22 protein-coding genes and 1 pseudogene are annotated in these 18,268 nt (G+C 74.8%); 9 read left to right on the top strand and 14 right to left on the bottom strand.

From position 1 onward, the window contains the following. The first annotated feature begins 10 nt into the window (after positions 1–10). Both GA0070621_RS03665 and GA0070621_RS03660 read left to right on the top strand, forming a co-directional pair. Complete coding sequence (locus GA0070621_RS03665; RefSeq protein WP_091191576.1) at positions 11–700, top strand: response regulator transcription factor; 690 nt, start codon at positions 11–13, stop codon at positions 698–700. Positions 701–729: 29 nt separating this feature from the next. Next, on the top strand, positions 730–2,118 hold the full coding sequence (locus GA0070621_RS03660) for a HAMP domain-containing sensor histidine kinase (protein WP_091191574.1): 1,389 nt from the start codon (positions 730–732) through the stop codon (positions 2,116–2,118). A 222-nt stretch (positions 2,119–2,340) separates the two neighbouring features. Here GA0070621_RS03660 and GA0070621_RS03655 read toward each other — a convergent pair whose 3' ends face one another. Further along, on the bottom strand, positions 2,341–3,366 hold the full coding sequence (locus GA0070621_RS03655; protein WP_091191572.1) for an adenosine deaminase: 1,026 nt from the start codon (positions 3,364–3,366) through the stop codon (positions 2,341–2,343). Further along, positions 3,363–4,157: a trans-aconitate 2-methyltransferase gene (locus GA0070621_RS03650; protein ID WP_091191571.1), complete on the bottom strand. Its 795-nt coding sequence runs from the start codon at positions 4,155–4,157 to the stop codon at positions 3,363–3,365. The genes GA0070621_RS03655 and GA0070621_RS03650 overlap by 4 nt, the downstream gene beginning before the upstream one ends. A gap of 85 nt (positions 4,158–4,242) precedes the next feature. On the opposite strand from GA0070621_RS03650, the gene GA0070621_RS03645 reads away from it, so the two are divergent. Next, entirely contained in the window at positions 4,243–5,226 is a 984-nt protein-coding gene (locus tag GA0070621_RS03645; protein WP_091191569.1) for an aldo/keto reductase, read from the top strand. Between the two features lie 91 nt (positions 5,227–5,317). Next, entirely contained in the window at positions 5,318–5,515 is a 198-nt protein-coding gene (locus GA0070621_RS03640; RefSeq protein ID WP_091191567.1) for a hypothetical protein, read from the top strand. An 89-nt stretch (positions 5,516–5,604) separates the two neighbouring features. Here GA0070621_RS03640 and GA0070621_RS03635 read toward each other — a convergent pair whose 3' ends face one another. The 7 genes and pseudogenes from GA0070621_RS03635 to GA0070621_RS03605 form a co-directional block, all read right to left on the bottom strand. Further along, positions 5,605–5,808, bottom strand: a complete 204-nt coding sequence (locus GA0070621_RS03635; protein WP_007075740.1) for a cold-shock protein — start codon at positions 5,806–5,808, stop codon at positions 5,605–5,607. Positions 5,809–6,092: 284 nt separating this feature from the next. Next, positions 6,093–6,365: a DUF4235 domain-containing protein gene (locus GA0070621_RS03630; protein ID WP_091191565.1), complete on the bottom strand. Its 273-nt coding sequence runs from the start codon at positions 6,363–6,365 to the stop codon at positions 6,093–6,095. After that, positions 6,362–6,736, bottom strand: a complete 375-nt coding sequence (locus tag GA0070621_RS03625) for a DUF3618 domain-containing protein (protein ID WP_091191564.1) — start codon at positions 6,734–6,736, stop codon at positions 6,362–6,364. The genes GA0070621_RS03630 and GA0070621_RS03625 overlap by 4 nt, the downstream gene beginning before the upstream one ends. After that, the gene (locus GA0070621_RS03620) at positions 6,733–7,167 is read right to left on the bottom strand and encodes a phage holin family protein (protein ID WP_091191562.1); all 435 of its coding nucleotides are present in this window, start codon (positions 7,165–7,167) and stop codon (positions 6,733–6,735) included. The genes GA0070621_RS03625 and GA0070621_RS03620 overlap by 4 nt, the downstream gene beginning before the upstream one ends. Before the next feature lie 207 nt (positions 7,168–7,374). Then, positions 7,375–7,515 (bottom strand): annotated as a pseudogene (locus GA0070621_RS30290) (mechanosensitive ion channel family protein); the annotation flags it as partial. Positions 7,516–7,588: 73 nt separating this feature from the next. Further along, positions 7,589–8,410, bottom strand: a complete 822-nt coding sequence (locus GA0070621_RS03610) for a DUF1206 domain-containing protein (RefSeq protein WP_091191559.1) — start codon at positions 8,408–8,410, stop codon at positions 7,589–7,591. A 49-nt stretch (positions 8,411–8,459) separates the two neighbouring features. Continuing rightward, positions 8,460–8,825, bottom strand: coding sequence for a hypothetical protein (locus tag GA0070621_RS03605; protein WP_091191557.1), 366 nt, complete (start codon positions 8,823–8,825; stop codon positions 8,460–8,462). 103 nt (positions 8,826–8,928) lie between these two features. Here GA0070621_RS03605 and GA0070621_RS03600 point away from each other — a divergent pair, with 103 nt between their 5' ends. Then, positions 8,929–9,216: a GNAT family N-acetyltransferase gene (locus tag GA0070621_RS03600; RefSeq protein ID WP_091191555.1), complete on the top strand. Its 288-nt coding sequence runs from the start codon at positions 8,929–8,931 to the stop codon at positions 9,214–9,216. 36 nt (positions 9,217–9,252) lie between these two features. Here GA0070621_RS03600 and GA0070621_RS03595 read toward each other — a convergent pair whose 3' ends face one another. Beyond that, on the bottom strand, positions 9,253–10,767 hold the full coding sequence (locus GA0070621_RS03595) for a glycoside hydrolase family 3 protein (RefSeq protein WP_091191554.1): 1,515 nt from the start codon (positions 10,765–10,767) through the stop codon (positions 9,253–9,255). Positions 10,768–10,908: 141 nt separating this feature from the next. Here GA0070621_RS03595 and GA0070621_RS31065 point away from each other — a divergent pair, with 141 nt between their 5' ends. The 4 genes from GA0070621_RS31065 to GA0070621_RS03580 all read left to right on the top strand — a co-directional run bounded on the left by GA0070621_RS31065 (position 10,909) and on the right by GA0070621_RS03580 (position 13,957). After that, positions 10,909–11,031 (top strand): hypothetical protein, encoded by a 123-nt coding sequence (locus GA0070621_RS31065; RefSeq protein ID WP_269455373.1) that lies wholly within the window; start codon positions 10,909–10,911, stop codon positions 11,029–11,031. Positions 11,032–11,122: 91 nt separating this feature from the next. After that, entirely contained in the window at positions 11,123–12,073 is a 951-nt protein-coding gene (locus tag GA0070621_RS03590) for a TIGR03557 family F420-dependent LLM class oxidoreductase (protein ID WP_091191552.1), read from the top strand. Positions 12,074–12,277: 204 nt separating this feature from the next. Next, positions 12,278–12,781 carry a hypothetical protein gene (locus GA0070621_RS03585; protein ID WP_091201966.1) on the top strand — a complete coding sequence of 168 codons (504 nt, stop codon included), beginning with the start codon at positions 12,278–12,280 and terminating at the stop codon, positions 12,779–12,781. A 132-nt stretch (positions 12,782–12,913) separates the two neighbouring features. Further along, entirely contained in the window at positions 12,914–13,957 is a 1,044-nt protein-coding gene (locus GA0070621_RS03580; protein WP_091191551.1) for an AraC-like ligand-binding domain-containing protein, read from the top strand. A 191-nt stretch (positions 13,958–14,148) separates the two neighbouring features. On the opposite strand, the gene GA0070621_RS03575 is transcribed toward GA0070621_RS03580, so the two are convergent. From GA0070621_RS03575 to GA0070621_RS03560, 4 genes are read right to left on the bottom strand one after another with little or no spacing between them, the layout of a single operon-like run. After that, the gene (locus GA0070621_RS03575; RefSeq protein ID WP_091191549.1) at positions 14,149–15,135 is read right to left on the bottom strand and encodes a DNA topoisomerase IB; all 987 of its coding nucleotides are present in this window, start codon (positions 15,133–15,135) and stop codon (positions 14,149–14,151) included. Continuing rightward, positions 15,119–16,084, bottom strand: a complete 966-nt coding sequence (locus GA0070621_RS03570; RefSeq protein WP_091191547.1) for a glycosyltransferase family 9 protein — start codon at positions 16,082–16,084, stop codon at positions 15,119–15,121. Before GA0070621_RS03570 ends, GA0070621_RS03575 begins: the two co-directional genes overlap by 17 nt. Continuing rightward, entirely contained in the window at positions 16,081–16,782 is a 702-nt protein-coding gene (locus GA0070621_RS03565; RefSeq protein WP_091191545.1) for an SDR family oxidoreductase, read from the bottom strand. Before GA0070621_RS03565 ends, GA0070621_RS03570 begins: the two co-directional genes overlap by 4 nt. Next, positions 16,779–18,266, bottom strand: coding sequence for a PfkB family carbohydrate kinase (locus GA0070621_RS03560; RefSeq protein WP_091191543.1), 1,488 nt, complete (start codon positions 18,264–18,266; stop codon positions 16,779–16,781). Before GA0070621_RS03560 ends, GA0070621_RS03565 begins: the two co-directional genes overlap by 4 nt. Between the last annotated feature and the right edge of the window lie 2 nt (positions 18,267–18,268).

Here is an 18,268-nt window from a genome sequence, read left to right as displayed (position 1 = left end):
CCGTCTTGACGTGGCCACCGTCCTCCTGGTCGAAGACGATCACGTCGTACGCGGTGCGATGCTGCGGTCCCTCACCGACCGGGGACACGCCGTGCACGCCGTCGGCACGGCGCTGGACGCGCTGCGCCGGGTCGCCGCCGAGACTCCCGACCTGGTCGTGCTCGACCTCGGCCTGCCCGATCTGGACGGCTCGGACGCGCTGCGGATGCTGCGCGGGATCACCGACGTGCCGATCATCATCGCCACCGCGAGGGACGACGAGCAGTCCGTGGTGCGGCTGTTGCGGGCGGGCGCCGACGACTACATGGTCAAGCCGTTCACCGGGGCCCACCTGGATGCCCGGATCACCACCGTGCTGCGCCGGGCGGGCCGGGCCAGCCGTACGGTCCAGCCGGCGGTGCACACCGTCGGCGGGCTGCGGGTGGACGTGGGCGAACGCAGCGCGGTGCTGGACGGGCAGCCGCTGGCGCTGACCCGTAAGGAATTCGACCTGCTGGCGTATCTCGCCGCGCGTCCCGGCCGGGTAGTGTCCCGGCGGGAACTCTTGGAGGAGGTATGGCGGCAGCCGTCGGTCGGCGAGGACCAGACCATCGACGTTCACCTCTACTGGCTGCGCCGCAAAATGGGCGAGTCCGCGGCGAAGCCGCGCTACCTGCGCACCGTGCGGGGGGTCGGCTTCCGGCTGGTGGTGCCCGACTGAGGCCCGCGCTGGCCTGGCTCACGGCCGGCATGTGCACCCTCGTCGCGCTCGCCTTCCTCATCCCGCTCGGGCTCGCCCTCGGCGACCAGTCGCGGCACGAGAAGCTGGCCGACGCGGCCCGGCGCAGTGCCCTGGTCACCGGCGCGCTCGCGGTCAGCACCGACCCGGACGTCGTCCACCGCGCGGTCGCGGCCACCGACGACGACCCGGCGCTGCGGCCGGTCGTACACGGTCTCGGTGGTGACGAGTCCCTCGGCCGCGCCGACGCCGCGGCGCTGGCCCGGGCCGGCGCCGACCGGCGGTCGCTGGTCACCGACGTGCCCGGCGGCGTGCTCCGGCTGGACCCGGTGGTGCTCGGCGACAGGGTCGCGGTGGTGGAGGTCTTCGTCCCCGACCGGGTGCTCGACGAGGGTTCCGGCCGGCGGTGGCTGCTGCTGCTCGCGGTGGCGGCGGCGCTGGTCGCGGCCGTGGTGATCGTGGTCGACCGGGTTGCCGCGCGGGCGGTGGACGCCACCGGCGAGCTGGTCAAGGCGGCGCTCGCCGTCGGCGACGGTGACCTCGGCGTACGGGTCGAGCCGGCCGGCCCGCGGGAGCTGGCCGAGGCCGGGCACGCGTTCAACCGGATGGCGGAGCGGCTCGTCGCGCTCCGCGCCGACGAGCGGGAACTCGTCGCGGACCTGTCCCACCGGTTGCGTACCCCGCTGACCGCGCTGCGGCTGGACGCCGAGGCGCTGGAGTCCGACGACACCAGCATCGGGACGTTCAGCGCGGCGGAACTCGACCGCCGGCGCGGCATCCGGCGGATCCGGCAGGCCATCGTCACCCTGGAGGGCGAGGTCGACCAGCTGATCAAGACCACCCGCAAGGCGGTCAGCCAGGAGGCCGGACCGGCGACGTGCGACGTGAGCGAGGTGGTCCGGGACCGGATGGTCTTCTGGTCGGCCCTCGCGGGCGACCAGAACCGGCCGCACCGGGTCGTCGGGGCGCAACTACGCATTCCGGCGCCGGTGCCCCGGGCCGAGCTGGCCGCCGCGCTCGACGCGGTGATCGGCAACGTCTTCCGCTACACGCCGCAGGGCACCGCGTTCGAGGTGGCGGTCAGCCGGCGGGACGGCTGGGTGGCGATCCGCATCGACGACGCCGGCCCGGGCATCGCGAATCCGGACCGGGCGCTGCGCCGGGGCGCCAGCGACCAGGGCTCGACCGGGCTCGGGCTGGACATCGCCCGGCGGGTCGCGTTGCAGGCCAACGGGTCGGTCAGCATCGACCAGGCCCGGCTCGGCGGGGCCAGCGTGGTGATGCTGCTGGCCGACCCGGAGGCGACGCCCCGGCAGGTCAACCGGTTCGGGCTGGTCGGCCGGATGGCGCGGGACGGCCGGGAGCAGAAGATCCGCCGCCGCCTGCCCCGGCCGCGCTGACCGTGTCTCGGCCGCTGGCTGTGGCCCGCCGCAAGTCTTCCTTAGGTCTGGGTTAACCACCGCCGCGCCGGCCCGACCGGCTGCCAGGATCTCACCGAACCCATCAGTTCCGTCGGCCGGAACGCCCCGGTAACACCCTCGGCCGGCGGATCCGTGCGCGCGGCGGGAGTTTCGGTCCCCCACACCTCGCTCCCGTCGCGCGCCACTCCCCGTCGGGTCCTCTCAGCGCGCCGCGCCCGCCAGGTACGCGTCGATCTCGCCGCTGATCCGGGCCTTCTCCGCCGGCTCCAGGAACGAGGCGGTGACCGCGGCCCGGGCCAGCGCGGCGAGCCCGTCCGGGCCCACGTTCAGCAGCCGGGCGGCGACGGCGTACTCGTCGTTCAGGGTGGTGCCGAACATCGGCGGGTCGTCGGAGTTGATGGTGACCAGCAGCCCGGCCTCGACGAGCTGCGGCAGCGGGTGCTCGTCGAGGGTCGCCACCGCCCGGGTACGGACGTTGGAGGTGGGGCAGACCTCCAGCGCGATCTGCCGCTCGGCCAGGTGGGTGAGCAGTTCGGGATCGAGCGCGGCGGAGATGCCGTGGCCGATCCGCTCCGCGCCCAGTTCCCGCAGCGCGTCCCAGATCGTCTCCGGCCCGGTGGTCTCGCCGGCGTGCGGCACCGAGCGCAGCCCCGCGGCTCGGGCCTGGTCGAAGTACGGCTTGAACTGCGGTCGCGGCACCCCGATCTCGGGGCCGCCCAGGCCGAAGCTGATCAGCCCGTCCGGCCGTTCCCGCAGGGCGATCTGCAGCGTCTCCTCGGCGGCCGGCAGTCCCGCCTCACCGGGAATGTCGAAGCACCAGCGCAGCGCGATGCCGAAGTCGGCCTCGGCCCGCTTGCGCGCGTCCTCGATCGCCTCGCAGAACGCGGGCGCCGGAATCCCCCGGCGCACGTGCGAGTACGGCGTGATGGTCAGCTCGGCGTACCGGACCTGCTGGCGGGCCAGCTCCCGGGCCACCTCGTGGGTGAGGATCCAGACGTCCTCCGGGTCGCGGATCAGGTCCACGACGCTGAGGTAGATCTCGACGAAATGGGCGAAGTCGCGGAACGCGAAATATTCGGCGAGCCGCTCGGGGTCGGCCGGGACGGGGCTGCGCCCCTCGTGCCGGGCGGCCAGCTCGGCGACGATCCGGGGCGAGGCGGAGCCGACGTGGTGCACGTGCAGCTCCACCTTGGGCAGTCCGGCGATGAAGGCGGACAGGTCGGTCACTTGGTCTCCTCTGCGCGGGCGCCGGTGCGGGCCACCGCGAAGATCCGGCGGAACGGGAAGTACACCTGACCCTGCCGCACCGGGTAATCCTGTGCGAGCCGGACGCCCAGCTCGGCGCGGAACTCGGCCCAGCCGGCGGCGGTCAGCGCGGCCCGGACCGGGCGCAGCGCCGTACCCTCCATCCAGGTCAGGACCGGGTGGTCCGCGCCGGCGGCGGCCGGGAGCAGGTGCACGTAGGTAGTCTCCCAGGCGTCGACCGCGCAGCCGGCACCGACCAGCAGCGCGGCGTAGTCGACGGGGTCGTCGACGGGCGCCTCGCGCAGCAGCGGGGCGAGCGTGTCCCGCCACCGGTCATGCCCGGCCACCGCACGCAGCGCCCGGTGCGACGGGGCGTCGAAGTTGCCGGGGACCTGGAAGGCCAGCCACGCGCCCGCCGGCAGCCCGGCGGCCCAGCGGGTGAGCAGCTCCCGGTGGCCGGGCACCCACTGGAGCACCGCGTTGCTGACCACCACGTCCACGTCCGGCTCCGGACGCCAGGACCGTACGTCGCCGACGGCGAAGGTGGCCGGGGTGTCCAGGGCGCTCGCCCGGGCGATCATCTCTGGGGAGGAGTCGATCCCGCCCAGCCGGGCCCGCGGCCACCGCCGGGCGAGGGTGGCGGTGAGCGTGCCGGGGCCGCAGCCGAGGTCCACCACGGCCCGTGGGCGCTCGGCCGGGACCCGGGCGACCAGGTCGTGGAAGGGCCGGGAGCGCTCGTCGCCGTAGCGCAGGTAGGTGGTCGGGTCCCACATGACAAACCTCCAAACCGTACGTACGTCTTGCTAGACGGTACGGCCCGCCGCGCGCGCCGGCAAGCCGCTCACTAGGCTTCCGCGAATGGAACAGCGCAGCTTCGGCCGGCTCGGCCGGCACGCGGGCATCGTCGGACTCGGTGCCTGGCAGCTCGGCGCCGACTGGGGTGAGGTCAGCGAGAGCGCGGCGATGGACGTGCTCGCCGCCGCCGTCGACTCCGGCGTCACCTTCCTGGACACCGCCGACGTGTACGGCGACGGCCGCAGCGAGCGGCTGATCGGCCGGTTCCTGCGCGAGCGCCCCGGGCACGGGCTGACCGTGGCGACCAAGATGGGCCGGCGGGTGCCGCAGACGCCGGAGGCGTACACCCTGGACAACTTCCGGGCCTGGACCGACCGCTCCCGGGCCAACCTCGGCGTGGACACCCTCGACCTGGTGCAGCTGCACTGCCCGCCCACCGCGGTCTTCGCCGACGACCGGGTCTTCGACGCGCTGGACACCCTGGTCGCCGAGCGGCGGATCGCCGGGTACGGGGTCAGCGTCGAGACCTGCGACCAGGCGCTCACCGCCATCGCCCGGCCCGGCGTGGCCAGCGTGCAGATCATCCTCAACGCGGTCCGGCTCAAGCCGCTCGACCGGGTGCTGCCCGCCGCGTCGGCGGCCGGCGTGGGCATCATCGCCCGGGTGCCGCTGGCCAGCGGCCTGCTCTCCGGTCGCTACGACGAGCACACCACGTTCCCGGCGAACGACCACCGCAACTTCAACCGGCACGGGGAATCGTTCGACGTCGGCGAGACGTTCTCCGGGGTCGACTACGACCTCGGCCTGGCCGCCGTACGCCGGCTCTCGCCGCTGGTCGGCGACGGCCGGACGATGGCCCAGTTCGCGCTGCGCTGGATCCTCGACCAGCCCGGCGTCACCGTGGTCATCCCCGGCGCCCGCGACGCCGAGCAGGCGCGGCGCAACGCCGCCACGGCCGACCTGCCGCCGTTGACCGGGGCCGAGCTGGCCGCCGTCCGCGAGACGTACGACGAGCTGATCCGGCCGCAGGTGCACGACCGCTGGTGAGCCGGACCCGCCGGCCCGTCGGCGCGGCGCCCGCGCCGGCCGGCCGGCGCGGGCATGCTGGAGTCAGGTGCCCGTCGGTGGAGGGGGAACGATGAGGGGCTGGTTCCGGCTCACCCTGGGGCTGCTGGCCGTCGTGCTGGGCGCGCTCTGGACCGTGCAGGGCCTGGGTTACGCGACCGACAGCGTGATGACCGGCCATCGGATCTGGGCGGTCATCGGCCCGGTCGTCGTCCTGATCGGACTCGTCGCGCTCTATTTCGGCATGCGGGCCCGGGGCCATCGCGACTGATGCCGAGAATCGTCCTATGAATGCGGAAAGCCCCGCCTCCCAAACGGGACGCGGGGCTACGCGGCGGCCGGCGTAAGCCGGCTCCGTACTCAGATGGGGCGGACCTGCTCGGCCTGCGGACCCTTCTGACCCTGGGCGATCTCGAACTCCACCCGCTGGTTCTCCTCCAGCGTGCGGTAGCCGCTGGTCTGGATGGCCGAGAAGTGGACGAACACGTCAGCACCCCCGCCGTCGACGGTGATGAAGCCGAAGCCCTTGTCAGCGTTGAACCACTTCACGGTTCCCTGCGCCATGTGTATCTCCTTCTAAAACTGGCGGCCGAGCACGCCGTGCGGCCGATTGGCCGTTTTCGAGCAGCGGCGCCTGAGGCGGCCCCCGGTGAAGGAGACTTCTCTCAACCCACGCTTCTCTCAACAGCGTGAGACAGCAAACCACGTACGCAAAAACTCTGCACAGCCTACCCGACGAAATTCTCCGACATGTGACCTGAAGGTTGCGGCGGGTCCACTGGCCGGGCCGAGCGGGCCATGCGAAAGGCCCCTTCCCTCATCGGGAAGAGGCCCTGTTCGCGGCCGGATCAGTCGGGCCAGTGCCCGGTGAGCCGGCGTACGCTGATCGCCCCGCCGCGATCCACGGCGGCCCGGACGACCGCGAAGATCGCGCCCTGCAACGCGGCGGCGGCCAGGATCTCGCCCCAGCGCCGATGCTCGTCGGTGGCGCTGGGCGCCTCCCCGTCGCCCGCCGTGACCCGCCAGACCTGCCGGAAGATGACCCCGGCGACCGTACCGGCGGCCAGCCCGAGCAGCACCCCGACCGGCTTGTACGCGGCCTTGCCGACCTTGTTGCTCACCTGCGCCTCCCGCGGACGATCAGCAGCACCACCATGGTCGCCACCGCGCCGGCCGCGACAGCCGCCCACGGCAACGGGCCACGTCGGACCGACCCGCCCTGCCCCTGCCCGTGCGCGCGGGCGAGCCGGATTTTTCCGGCCGCCTGCTCGCGGGCGAAGCGGGCCTGCCCCGCCGTCTGCCCGCGCACCCGGGCCATGGTCTGGGCGGCCTGCTCGCGCATCCGGCCCTTCGCCTGCGCGGCGGACTCCCGCAGCCGGGCCTTGACGTCGGCCCTGGCGGCCAGCAGCTCCATCGTCTCACCCAACTCGACCCGGGTCCGGCGGATCTCCTCACGGAGTGCCTCCACGTCCCCGGTGCCGTTGCCGGTCATGACCGCCTCCCGTCCCTCACCGCTGCGGTGACGGTGTCGACGTCCGCCCGTACGCTGCGGACCGTCGCCTCCGGCACGGGTGGGACGGCACGGCTGACCTGCTGCTTGCCGATGAGGGCGAGGAGCCCGGCGAGCAGGAAGAGGGCCACCGACACGATCAACGCGGCCGCCCACGCCGGCAGCACCAGGGCCAGCGCCAGGATCACGGTGGCGACCCCCGCGCCGGCGCCGAAGAGGGCCATCACCCCGCCGCCGCCGAACAGACCGATTCCGATCCCCGCGTGCTTGCTCTTGCGGGTCAGTTCGGCCCGGGCCAGCGCCAGTTCGTCCCGCACCAGGCGGGTGACCTGCTCGGCGGCCCGCTGCACCAGTTCTCCGGTGGACGGCTCGCTCCCGGTCCGGGACGTGCTGCGACTCGCGACGTCAGCCATGCTGTCCTCCTTTCGTCATCACCGCGCTGTATGCCCGGAGTCGCCGCCCGTCAATCCTGTGCGGAGCGACCGGCCCGGCCGCGCGCCACCGGACGTCCGGTCGCCGGAGACGGACCGGAATCGGGGCGTGCCCCAGCGGATCCCCCGAAACCGGCGGAACAAACGCAGCCGGTGCGAACGCTGCCGTCCGCGCCGGGCCGCCCGCGAGTGCGCGTGCTCGGTGAGCTCGGCCAACAGCAGCGAGCGCCGGCCGAGCCGCCGGGTCGCCCGGTGCGCCACCTCGACCAGCGACAGGGCGACCGCCGCCGCGGCCAGCGCGGCGACGACCGTTCCGAGATAACTCCGCACGGATTGCTCTCCCCTCCGGCCAGGGCAGCACGGGCCGTGCCCGGGTGCCCGGCCGCACCGGTGTCGACCAGGATCAGACGCGGCGATACCGGGACTGGAGGAGGCAGTAGACGCCGAAGGCGGCGATGCCGAGCGCCATCACCGTCAGCAGCACCGGCCCGTACGACCGGTCGCGCAGGGTCCGCAGGGCGGCGTCCAGGCCGCGCGCCCGCTCCGGGTCGTATCTCACCGCGGCCACGACGACCAGCAGGCCGGCGACGGCGAAGACCGCGCCCCGGGCGACGTACCCGAACATGCCGAGACGGCAGGCGAGGCTGCGGGTCCGCGCGGTCATCTCGCCGGTCATCAGGTTCTTCTCGAACTTCTTCCGCAGGCCGTAGACCACCATGCCGACGCCGACGGCGGCGAGCACCAGGCCGGCCAGCCCGACCAGCCACCGGCCACCGGTGGCGGCCATCAGCCTCGCCGAGAGCGCCTCCTGCTGATCGGAGGCGTTGGCGCTGGCGTCCTGGAAAACCCTGACCGCCGTCCAGGCCAGCCAGGCGAAGACGACGGTACGCACGACCGAGGCGGCCCGCTCGAAGAGCCGCTGCCGGCCGCGCAGGCCGCGGTGGCCGACGGTCGCCTCGAACGCCTGCCAGACGGCCATGGCGAACAGCCCGATCGCGACAGTGACCAGCAGGAACCCGCCGAGCGGCTGGGCGCCCAGGGTACGCAGCGCGCCGTTCTGGTTGCCCTCCTCACCGGAGCGACCGAAGGCGATCTGCACGACGAGCCAGGCGAAGAGGAGGTGCACGATCCCGTAACCGACGAATCCGGCCCGGGTGAGCAGTTCGAGCCACCGGCTGTTCGCGGCCTGGGCGGCGGCGGTCGCGGCGTTCCGGGTGAGTGACATGGCGGCACAATCTCCCGCCGGACGGCGTCCCAAACACCGCCCCGTCTGATCAGCCGTTCGGGTTGCGGGCCACCCGGAGCGCGACCTGCTGGTCGGTGACGCTGTCCAGGGTCACCTGGAAGCCGCCGGCCTCGGTGGCCTGCTGGCCGACGGTGAGCGAGAGCCGCTCCCCGGCCACCTCCACGGTGACCTGGTCGCCCTGGACGCCGACCAGCTTCGCCTCGACGCCGAGGATGCTGGCGCGCGCCTCGACCCCACGGTCGAAGGTGACCGTGCAGGCGTCCAGGCCGCAGTCGGTGGAGCTGCCCTCCGATCCGCAGCCGGCCAGCAGCGCGGCCCCGAGCGCGAGGCCCGCCAGCAGGCCGGCGGCGCGGCGGGTGGAGGTCGGCGAGGGGAAGGCGCGTCGGTTCGTCACCCGGCCAAGGGTACGAGGCGTCGGCCAGGCGAGGGGTCGACGAGGTGGACCGGTTGCCGGCCGAACCCGACCGGCCGGCCGGCTCAGGAGAGACAATGGCCCGGTGAGCTACCTGGTCGAGGAGAACCCCGCCAAGCACCGATTCGAGATCCTGGTCGACGACGCGCTGGCCGGGTTCACCGCGTACCTGCCGCGCGGCGAGGTGCTGGTCTTCACGCACACCGAGGTGGACGAGCGCTACCGGGGCATGGGCGTCGGCGAGGCGCTGGTCCGGGGCACCCTGGACCAGCTCCGCGAGCGCGGCGACCGCCTGGTGCCGAAGTGCCCCTTCGTGGCCGCGTTCATCGAACGCCACCCCGAGTACGCCAACCTGGTGGTCGCCGAGCCGTGACCCGCCGCCGGGCGGGGTGGCCGGAGCCGCCGCCGGTCAGCGCGGGCCGGTGAGGAGTTCCGCGGCGGCGTACCCGGCCGCCCGGGTGGCGCCGTGGGTGGCCAGGTGCACCGCGCCGGTGACCAGCTCGGGCACGCCCAGTTCGACCACCACGGCGTCCGGGCGGGCGGCCAGGGCACGAGCCACCGCGTCCCGCATCCAGTCGTGCCGGTGCAGGTCCCGCACCACCAGCACGAGGGGACGGTCGGCCGCCGCGGCGGCGGCCGGGTCGGCGACGGCGTCGTCCTCGGCGTAGCGGACGGTGGTGGTGCCGGGGACCAGCTCGGCCAGCGGGGCGGCGATCCCCCACGGGGTCTCCGCGCCGATCGCGATGTTGCGGGGCGGGACGAACTCCACCACGTGCGCCGGGCCGGCCAGCGGCAGCAGCCCGGCGCGACCGGTGACCACCCGGAGGGCCCGGCGGGCGGCGGCCAGCCCGACCGCCGAGCCGTCGCCCGCGCCGGCGGTCGCCGCTCGGCCGGCGCGGCTGGCGACGGTCCAGGCGGCGAGCTGACCGACCCGCTTCGCCGCCTCGGCCAGCCGTTCCTCCGGCAGTTGGCCGGCGGCCACCGCCGCGACGATGGCGTCGCGCAGCTCGACCGCGTCCGCCTCGGTGGCCCGCTCCCCGCCCACGCAGATGGCGTCCGCCCCGGCGGCGAGGGCACGGACCGCCGCCCCGGCGAAGCCGTACCGGTCGGCGACCGCCCGCATCTCCACCGCGTCGGTCACCACCGCCCCCTGGAAGCCCAGCTCGTCGCGGAGCAGGCCGCCGAGGATGCGCGGGCTGAGCGTGGCCGGCAGCTCCGGGTCCAGCGCCGGCACCAGCAGGTGTCCGGTCATCACCGCCTGCACCCCGGCGGCCACCGCGGCCCGGAACGGCGCCAGCTCGACGGCGTCCAGCCGGGCCCGGTCGCCGCCGATGCGGGGCAGGTCGTGGTGGGAGTCGACCCGGGTGTCCCCGTGGCCGGGGAAATGCTTGGCGCAGGCGGCCACCCCACCGGCCTGGAGTCCGCGTACCCAGGCGGCGGTGTGCCGGGCCACCAGGGCGGGGTCGGCGCCGAACGAGCGGACCCCGATGACCGGGTTGGCCGGGTTGGAGTTGACGTCGGCGTCCGGGGCGTAGTTGAGGGTGACGCCCAGGGCGGCCAGCTCGGCGCCCAGGTCGCGGGCGACCTCCTCGGTCAGGCCCTCGTCGTCGACCGCGCCGAGGGCGAAGTTGCCGGGCCGCGAGCTGCCCCGGGCCGACTCGATCCGGGTGACGTCACCGGCCTCCTCGTCGATCGCGACGATCACGTCGGGCCGTTCGGCCCGCAGCGTCGCGGTGAGCGCGGCGACCTGGTCGTGGTCGACGATGTTGCGGGCGAAGAGGACCACCGAGCCGAGCCCCTCGCCGAGCCACCGGCGCACCCAGGGTGGCGGGGTGGCGCCGACGAACCCGGGTTGCAGGACGGCGGCGGCGAGGGCCGCCAGGTCTCCGGTCGCTCCCACGATCCGCTCGCTGCGCTCGGTCATGCGCTGTCGTACCCCCGTCTGTTCCCCACGGCCTGCCCGCCGGCGGCGGTGCTGCCAATGTTCACACCGCACCCGGAAATAGTCAACAATCCTTACTGTTAGCGGCTGGCGTACCCGGACCGGCCGTGCGAGAGTGCGAACATGTCCCCCCCGCCGCTCGCCGACGCCACCACCGCCGCGGACGTCCCCGGCGTACGCCTGCTCGGCCTGGTGGTCGGCGGCCTGTTCCTGCTGCTCGCGATCCGCGCGATGTTCCGCCGCTGATCGCGGGGGACGGCGTTCGGGCCGACGCCTTCCGGGTACCGCTCTGGTCGGCCGGGCGGACGCCCGGCCAGGGCCGCGGCAAGGGGGAGCGATGCGGATCGGCTATTTCCTGTCCAGTGAGGAGTACGCCCCGGCGGAGTTGCTGGCGCAGGCCCGCGCCGCCGAGCGGGCCGGCTTCACGGCACTGTGGATCTCCGACCACTACCACCCCTGGATCGACGCCCAGGGCCAGAGCGCCTTCGTCTGGTCGACCATCGGCGCGCTGAGCCAGGTCTGCGGGCTGCCGGTGACCACCGCGGTCACCTGCCCCACCGTCCGCCTGCACCCGGCGGTGATCGCCCAGGCCGCCGCCACCAGCGCGGTGCTGCACTCGGGCCGCTTCGTGCTCGGGGTGGGCACCGGCGAGGCGCTCAACGAGCACATCTTCGGCGACGCCTGGCCGTCGACCGGCGTGCGGCTGGAGATGCTGGCGGAGGCGATCGAGGTGATCCGCGCGCTGTGGACCGGCGCGGTGGTCGATCACCGGGGCCGGCACTACACCGTCCAGCACGCCCGGATCTACACCCGGCCCGACACGCCCCCGCCGATCCACGTCTCCGGCTTCGGCCCGAGGTCGATCGACCTGGCCGCCCGGATCGGCGACGGCTACATCAGCACCCGGCCGGACGCCGACCTGGTCCGCCGGTTCCGGGACAACGGCGGCGGCGACAAGCCGTGCCAGGCCGGGTTCAAGGCGGCGTACGCCGACACCGAGGACGAGGGCGTGCGGATCGCGTACGAGAAGTGGCCGAACTCCGGGCTGCCCGGCGAACTGTCCCAGGTGCTCGCGTCACCGAGGCACGTCGAGCAGGCCGCGCGGCTGGTGCGACCGGAGAGCATGAAGCGGTCCTTCGTCTGCGGCAACGACCCGGACGCCCACCTGGAGATGATCGACAGGTACGCCCGGGCGGGATACGACGAGCTCTACGTGACGAACACCGGGCCGCACTGGCAGGGACTGATCGACCTCTACCAGCGCGAGGTGCTGCCCCGGCTGAGTTGACGCCGGGGCGGCCGGTTTCGCCCGCTCTCCCCTCGGGTACCTGCCGCCACTGACGGAACCGTCCACCCGTCCGATGCCGTCGCTCCGCGGGGCGCCTCGTCCGCCGCACCGACGGCCGCCCCGCGTGCGGTGCTGCACTAGCCTGACCCGGGCACCGACGCGGTGCCCGTGGACAACGACGACCAGCGCGAAAGGGGCTTGATCGTGATCGAGCAGCCGGCGTACACCGGGTTCGGTTTCTCCGACGAGGAGTGGGGGCTGCTGGTCGGGCTGCCGCAGTCCGTCCTCAGCGCGGCGAGCGCGGCCGAGTCCGACGGCACCCGACGCACCATGGCCGAGAGCGCCGCCGGGCTGGAGGCCATCGCCGGGGGACGCGAGTCGGCCAGCCCACTGGTGGCCGCCGTGGCCGGTGAGGTCGTCACGCGGGTGGGCGACCCGGAGACCGGCGCGGAACTGCCGGTCGTCGCGCCCGCCGACCCGCAGGCGGTGATCGACGACGTGCTCGCCCGGGCCGCCCGGGCGTCGGCCCTGCTGACCGGCAAGGTGGACGAGGGACAGGCCGGCGCGTACCGGCACTGGCTGGTGGAGATCGCCGAGCAGGTGGTCGGCGCGGCCAGCAGCGGCGGCATCCTGGGCCTCGGCGGCGACGTGGTCAGCGACTCGGAGCGGCGCTTCCGGGACCGGCTCGCCCAGGTCCTCAACGGCTGACCCCCGGTTCCCCGCCCGGGAACAACAGAGGCGATCATTGCCGTCAATGACGGATATCCGACGCCCCACGGCTGCCGCCAGGCGAGCCCGTGGGGCGTCATCCGCATGTAGAACGAGGCACAGGGGTCGTCAATGGACGCAAGGCTGAACCGGCAGGTCTTCGACACGGCGCACGCGCCCCCGCGCGACCGCTTCGGGATGTGGCTGGACATGCTCGCCCACACGCCCGCGCTCATGCGGATCCGCACCGAGCACGCCGACGACTTCGCCGCGCGGGCGGAGTTCCTCGACCTCGGCCCGATACAGCTGATCCGCCACCGCTACCCCTCGCTGGACGGGATCCGGACCCGGAAGCTGATCCAACGCTCCGAAGCGGACTGCTACCTCCTCGCGCTGACGCTGACCGGCACCGGCATCGCCGACCAGGACGGGCAGCGTGGCGTCTGCCGCCCCGGCGACTTCACCTTCTACGACAGCGCCCGCCCCCAGGAACTCAGCCACCACGGCGACGACAACGGGCGGAAACCCGTCAGCTCGATCGTCGCCTTCGTCCCGTACGACGTGCTGCCGCTGTCCCACCGCCGGCTCGCCCCGCTGTTCGCCGGCCGGATGTCCGGCGCCGAGGGGGTCGGCGCGCTGCTGGCCAACTACCTCATCCAGCTCACCGGCCATCCCGAGCAGTACCACGCCGTGGACGCCGAGCGGCTGGCCGGGGTCGGCGTGGACCTGCTCTCCACCATGCTCGGCCGGCACCTGGTCTCGACCGACGCGGTGCCCACCGAGGTACGCCGGCGCGCGCTGCTGGCCCAGGTCCGCGCCCACATCGGCCAGCATCTGGGCGAGACGTCGCTGAGCCCCCAGCGCATCGCCGACGCGCACCACATCTCCGTCCGGTCGCTGCACCGGCTCTTCGAGGCCGAGGAGACCACCGTCGCGGCGTACATCCGGGACCAGCGCCTGGAACGGTGCCGCCGCGACCTCGCCGACCCGGCCCTGCGCGACCTGCCCATCCAGGCGATCGCCGGCCGCTGGGGCTTCCGCGACAAGGCGCACTTCAGCCGGGCGTTCCGGGCCGCGCACGAGGAGACGCCGCAGGCGTACCGGGCGCAGCACCTGGAACGGGCACGCATCGTCAACACATCGGCGTCCGTGGTCAACTCCGAGCCCACATACTGATTGCGGGCCGGCAACCGGGAAACCCGGCGCGGCCCACTGGTAACGGGGGGCCGTGGCGAGGCGCCCGCGACCCTTCCGTCGCGGGCGGCCGCCCGGTGCCGGCGCGTGCCGGCGAGCATCCGTCGCCACCGGCCGTCGACGGCTACGCGGACTCCGGCCCCGTCGTGTTTCCCCCAGGACTGGCGGGTCGGTCAACCCTCCTCCTCCAGCAGCACCAGCACGGCCTTCTCCACCGCCTCCCGCGGCATCTCCGGCTCCACCGGAACCACCACGCCGTCGTGGTAGAGGTCCACCACCCGCGGATCCACGTACGACGTACGCGCCACCGTGGGCGTGTTGCCGAGCAGCTCGGCGACCGAACGCATCACCCCGGCCACCGCCCGCCTGCGGGCGGTGACCGACCGCTGCTCGCCGACCGTCGCCAACTCCGTGGCGGCCAGCACGGTGGCGTGCCAGGTACGGAAGTCCTTGGCGGTCATCTCCCCGCCGCTGGCGTCGCGCAGGTAGTCGTTCACCTCGTCGCTGCGCACGTCCCGCCAGGTCCGGCCGTCCCAGTAGCCGAAGAGCCGCTCCTCGGCCCGCCGCCGGCGGCGCAGGTTGGTCAGCACCCGGCACAGCTCGGGGTCCTCGATCCGGCGTACCTGCTCGACGCCGCCCTTGGCCGGGAACTCGAAGACCACGCAGCCGGCCCGGGCGCGGGCGTGCTCCGGGCGCAGGGTGGACACCCCGAACGTGGGGTCGTCGCCGGTGGCGTACTGGTCGTTGCCGACCCGGAAGGTGCCCATGTCGAGCAGCCGGGCGACGGTGGCGAGGACCCGCTCCCGCCGCAGCCCGCGCAGCGCGAGGTCGTGGTCAACCCGGTCGCGCAGCGCCGGCAGCCGGTGGGCCACCTCCAGCACGTGGTCGAACTTGGCCTCGTCCCGCTGCTGGCGCCACCGCGGGTGGTAGAGGTACTGCTTGCGCCCGGCCGCGTCGATGCCGATGGCCTGGATGTGCCCGTTCGGGTGCGGCGAGATCCAGACGTCCCGCCAGGCCGGCGGGATGACGAGGCCGCGCAGTCGGACCAGCTCGTCGAGGTCGCGGATCGACTCGCCCTTCGGATCGACGAAGAGCCAGCCCTTACCGCGCCGCCGGCGTCCGTAGCCCGGGCGGCCCGGATCGCTACGCCGCAACCGCACCGGAGACCCGCACGGCCCGTTCCGCCTCGTCCACGGCGGCCAGCACCTCGTCGACCGGGATGGCCGCCAGGCCCGGGTGGGCGGCTTCCCCACCGGCGCGGTCCCGGTCGAGCCGCACCCGGTGCCCGGCGCCGAGCACCCGGTGCCGGGGGCGGTCCGCCGGCGGTCCCCAGTGCGCGGGCGGCACCGGGCCGAAGAGCACCACCGAGGCGATGCCGTACCCGGTGGCCAGATGGGCCACCCCGGTGTCGCCGCTGACCACCAGCCGGGCGTCGGCCACCAACGCGGCCAGCGCGGCCAGGTCGGTCCGGCCGGCGAGCACGGCGTCCGGCGGCAGCCCGGCCTCCCGGGCCACCCGTCGCGCGAGGTCCCGCTCGTCGGCGGAGCCGGTGAGCACCACCTGGTGCCCCCGGGCGGCCAACGTCCGGGCGAGCGCCGCGAAACGCTCCGCCGGCCAGCGCTTCGCGAGGATCTTGCTGCCCGGGTGCAGCACGGTGGCGCCGGCCGGGAATCCGGCCACCGGCGGGCGGCGCAGCGCCAGGTCGGCCGGGTCGGCCGGCAGGTCGTACCAGTGCAGCAGCCGGCACCAGCGGCGGACCTCGTGCTCGTCGTCGTCCCACACCGGACCGTCGGAGAACCCCGCGTCGGGGTGGGCGAACGCGAGCAGCCGGCCGGGCCGGGCGGCGGCGAGCATCCGGTGCGACCGCGGACCCCGGCCGTGCAGGTTGACCGCCACCTCGGGCGGCGGGACCGGCCAGGCCGCCCGGTCGGCCAGCCCCTCCGTGGGCAGCACCCGGTCGACCACGCCGACCAGGTCGACCAGCGGCGTCAGCCAGGCCGGCGCGGCCAGCACCAGCTCCCGGCCGGGGAAGCCGGCCCGCAGGCCGCGCAGCGCCGGCACGGCCGCCGCCAGGTCGCCGACCCCGAGCGCCCGCAGGACCAGGATCACGGGTACGACGACTCCTGATCGGCGCAGACCACCATCTCGCGTACCGCGCAGCCGGGTGGCTGGGAGAGCGCGAACATGACCGCGGCGGCGGTGTCGGCGGGCTCGTTGAGCACGGCTTCCGGGCCGGGGCGGTACTGCGCGTCCCGCGCGTCGAAGAAGGCGGTGCGCATGCCGCCCGGAATCAGCAGGGTGACGCCGACCGCGCCGGCCAGCTCGGCGGCGAGCGCCCGGGTGAAGCCGACCACCCCGAACTTCGCCGCGCAGTACGCGGTGGCGTCGCTGACCGCCTTGACGCCGAGCGTGGAGGCGATGGTGACGATGCTGCCCCGGGATGCCTCCAGATAGGGCAGGGCGGCCCGGATCACCGCCGCCGTGGCGAGCAGGTCGACCGTGACGACCCGCTCCCAGGTCTCCGCCGGGACGTCGATCAGCTTCCCCGGCACGTCCACACCGGCGGCGGTGACCACGGCGTCCAGGCCGCCGGAGCGTTCCGCCAGTTCGCGGGTGGCCGCCTCGGCGGCCCGGGTGTCGGCCAGGTCGCACTCGACCCATGGCACCCCGTCGCCGGGCCGCTGCCGGTCCAGTACCAGGGGACGGCCCCCGGCGCGGGCCACCGCGACGACCACCGCCGCGCCCAGCCCGCTCGACCCGCCGGTGACCAGGACGGTCGGGCCGGTCCCGGGTGGACTGTTGCTCATGCCGCCCCCTCTGCTGTCGACCGGGCGATCGCCTCGCGACGCGTACCCGCCATCCGGACGTCTCCCGCGAAGCCGCGACCGGACCGGGCCGCCGCGATCATGTCGGTGGTGGACCGGCCGTCCAGGTACGGCACGACCACCGTGTGCCCGCCCCAGCGGGCCAGGATCTCCGCCTCGGGGAGGGTCTGCTCGCCGCCGCCGGTGGCGTAGTCGCCGCCCTTGACCCAGATGTCCGGACGCAGCCAGGACAGGGCCGCGTGCGGGGTGGACTCGTCGAAGACCAGCACGGCGTCCACGCAGCCGAGCGCGGCGAGCAGCCGGCTACGGTCGCCCTGCGGCACGACCGGCCGCCCCGCTCCCTTCAACCCGGCCACGCTGGCGTCGGAGTTGAGGCAGACGACGAGGCAGTCGCCGAGCTGCCGGGCCGCCTGGAGGGTCGCCACGTGCCCGGCGTGCAGCAGGTCGAAGCAGCCGCCGGTGGCGACGACGGTGCCACCGGCGGCGCGTACCTCGGCGACCACCGCGCCGGCGGCGGCCGCACCGATCCGCGCCCCGCCGCTGGTGGCCACCGGCGGCGGGACGTCCCGCACCGGGTCGGGCAGCGCGGCGGCCACTCCCCCGCCGGCCACGTACGCGGACGCCTCGGCGACCGCCTCCTGCACCGCCTCGGAGACCAGCGCGCCCCGGGCCAGGGCGAGGGTCGCCGCCGCGGCGAACCGGTCCCCGGCCCCGCAGGTGTCTCCCTCGGCGCTGGTCGGGGCGGGCACCACCAGCGGGGTGGAGCCGGCGTGGCAGAGCAGCGCGCCGTCCCCGCCCAGGGTCACCGCCACCGCGCCGGCCCGCCATCGCTGGCGCAGCGCCTGGGCGCTGCGGGACGCGGTGGCCAGTCGGGAGGCGCCCGGCCGTACCTTGGCCAGCTCGCGCGCCTCCGGCTCGTTCGGGGTGGTCAGGTGCACCCCGGGCACCGCGGCCGGGCCGCGCGGGTGCGGATCCCAGACCACCGGCGCGCGGGTGGCGGCGAGCGCGGCCCGCAGCGTCGGCTGCCGCGCCACGCCCCGGCCGTAGTCGCTGACCAGCACCGCGGAGGCGTTCGCGAGCAGCCGCAGCACCGCCTCGCTCGGCTCGCCGGGTGGGCTGGCCGGCCCGCCCCGGTCGTGGCGCAGCAGCACCCGGCCCCGGGCCCGCAGCCGGACCTTCTCCGGGGTGGCCCCGGGCAGCGGCAGCGCGTATAGCTGCACGCCGGCGGCGGCGAGCAGGGTGCCGAGCCGAGCCCCGCCCGCGTCGTCGGCGACCGCGGTGACCAGCGCGACCTCGGCGCCCCCGGCGGCGGCGAAGACGGCGGCCAGGCCGGCCCCGCCCGGGCGGTCGACGTACGTGGCCTCGTCGAGCACCGGCACCGGGGAATCCGGGCAGAGCCGGTTCACCACGCCCTCGACGTCCCGGTCCAGCAGGATGTCACCGAGCACCACCACGGGTCCCGTCATGC

The sequence above is a fragment of the Micromonospora narathiwatensis genome, assembly GCF_900089605.1.
Lineage (GTDB): Bacteria > Actinomycetota > Actinomycetes > Mycobacteriales > Micromonosporaceae > Micromonospora > Micromonospora narathiwatensis.
This window is presented reverse-complemented; position numbering and strand designations above follow the sequence as displayed.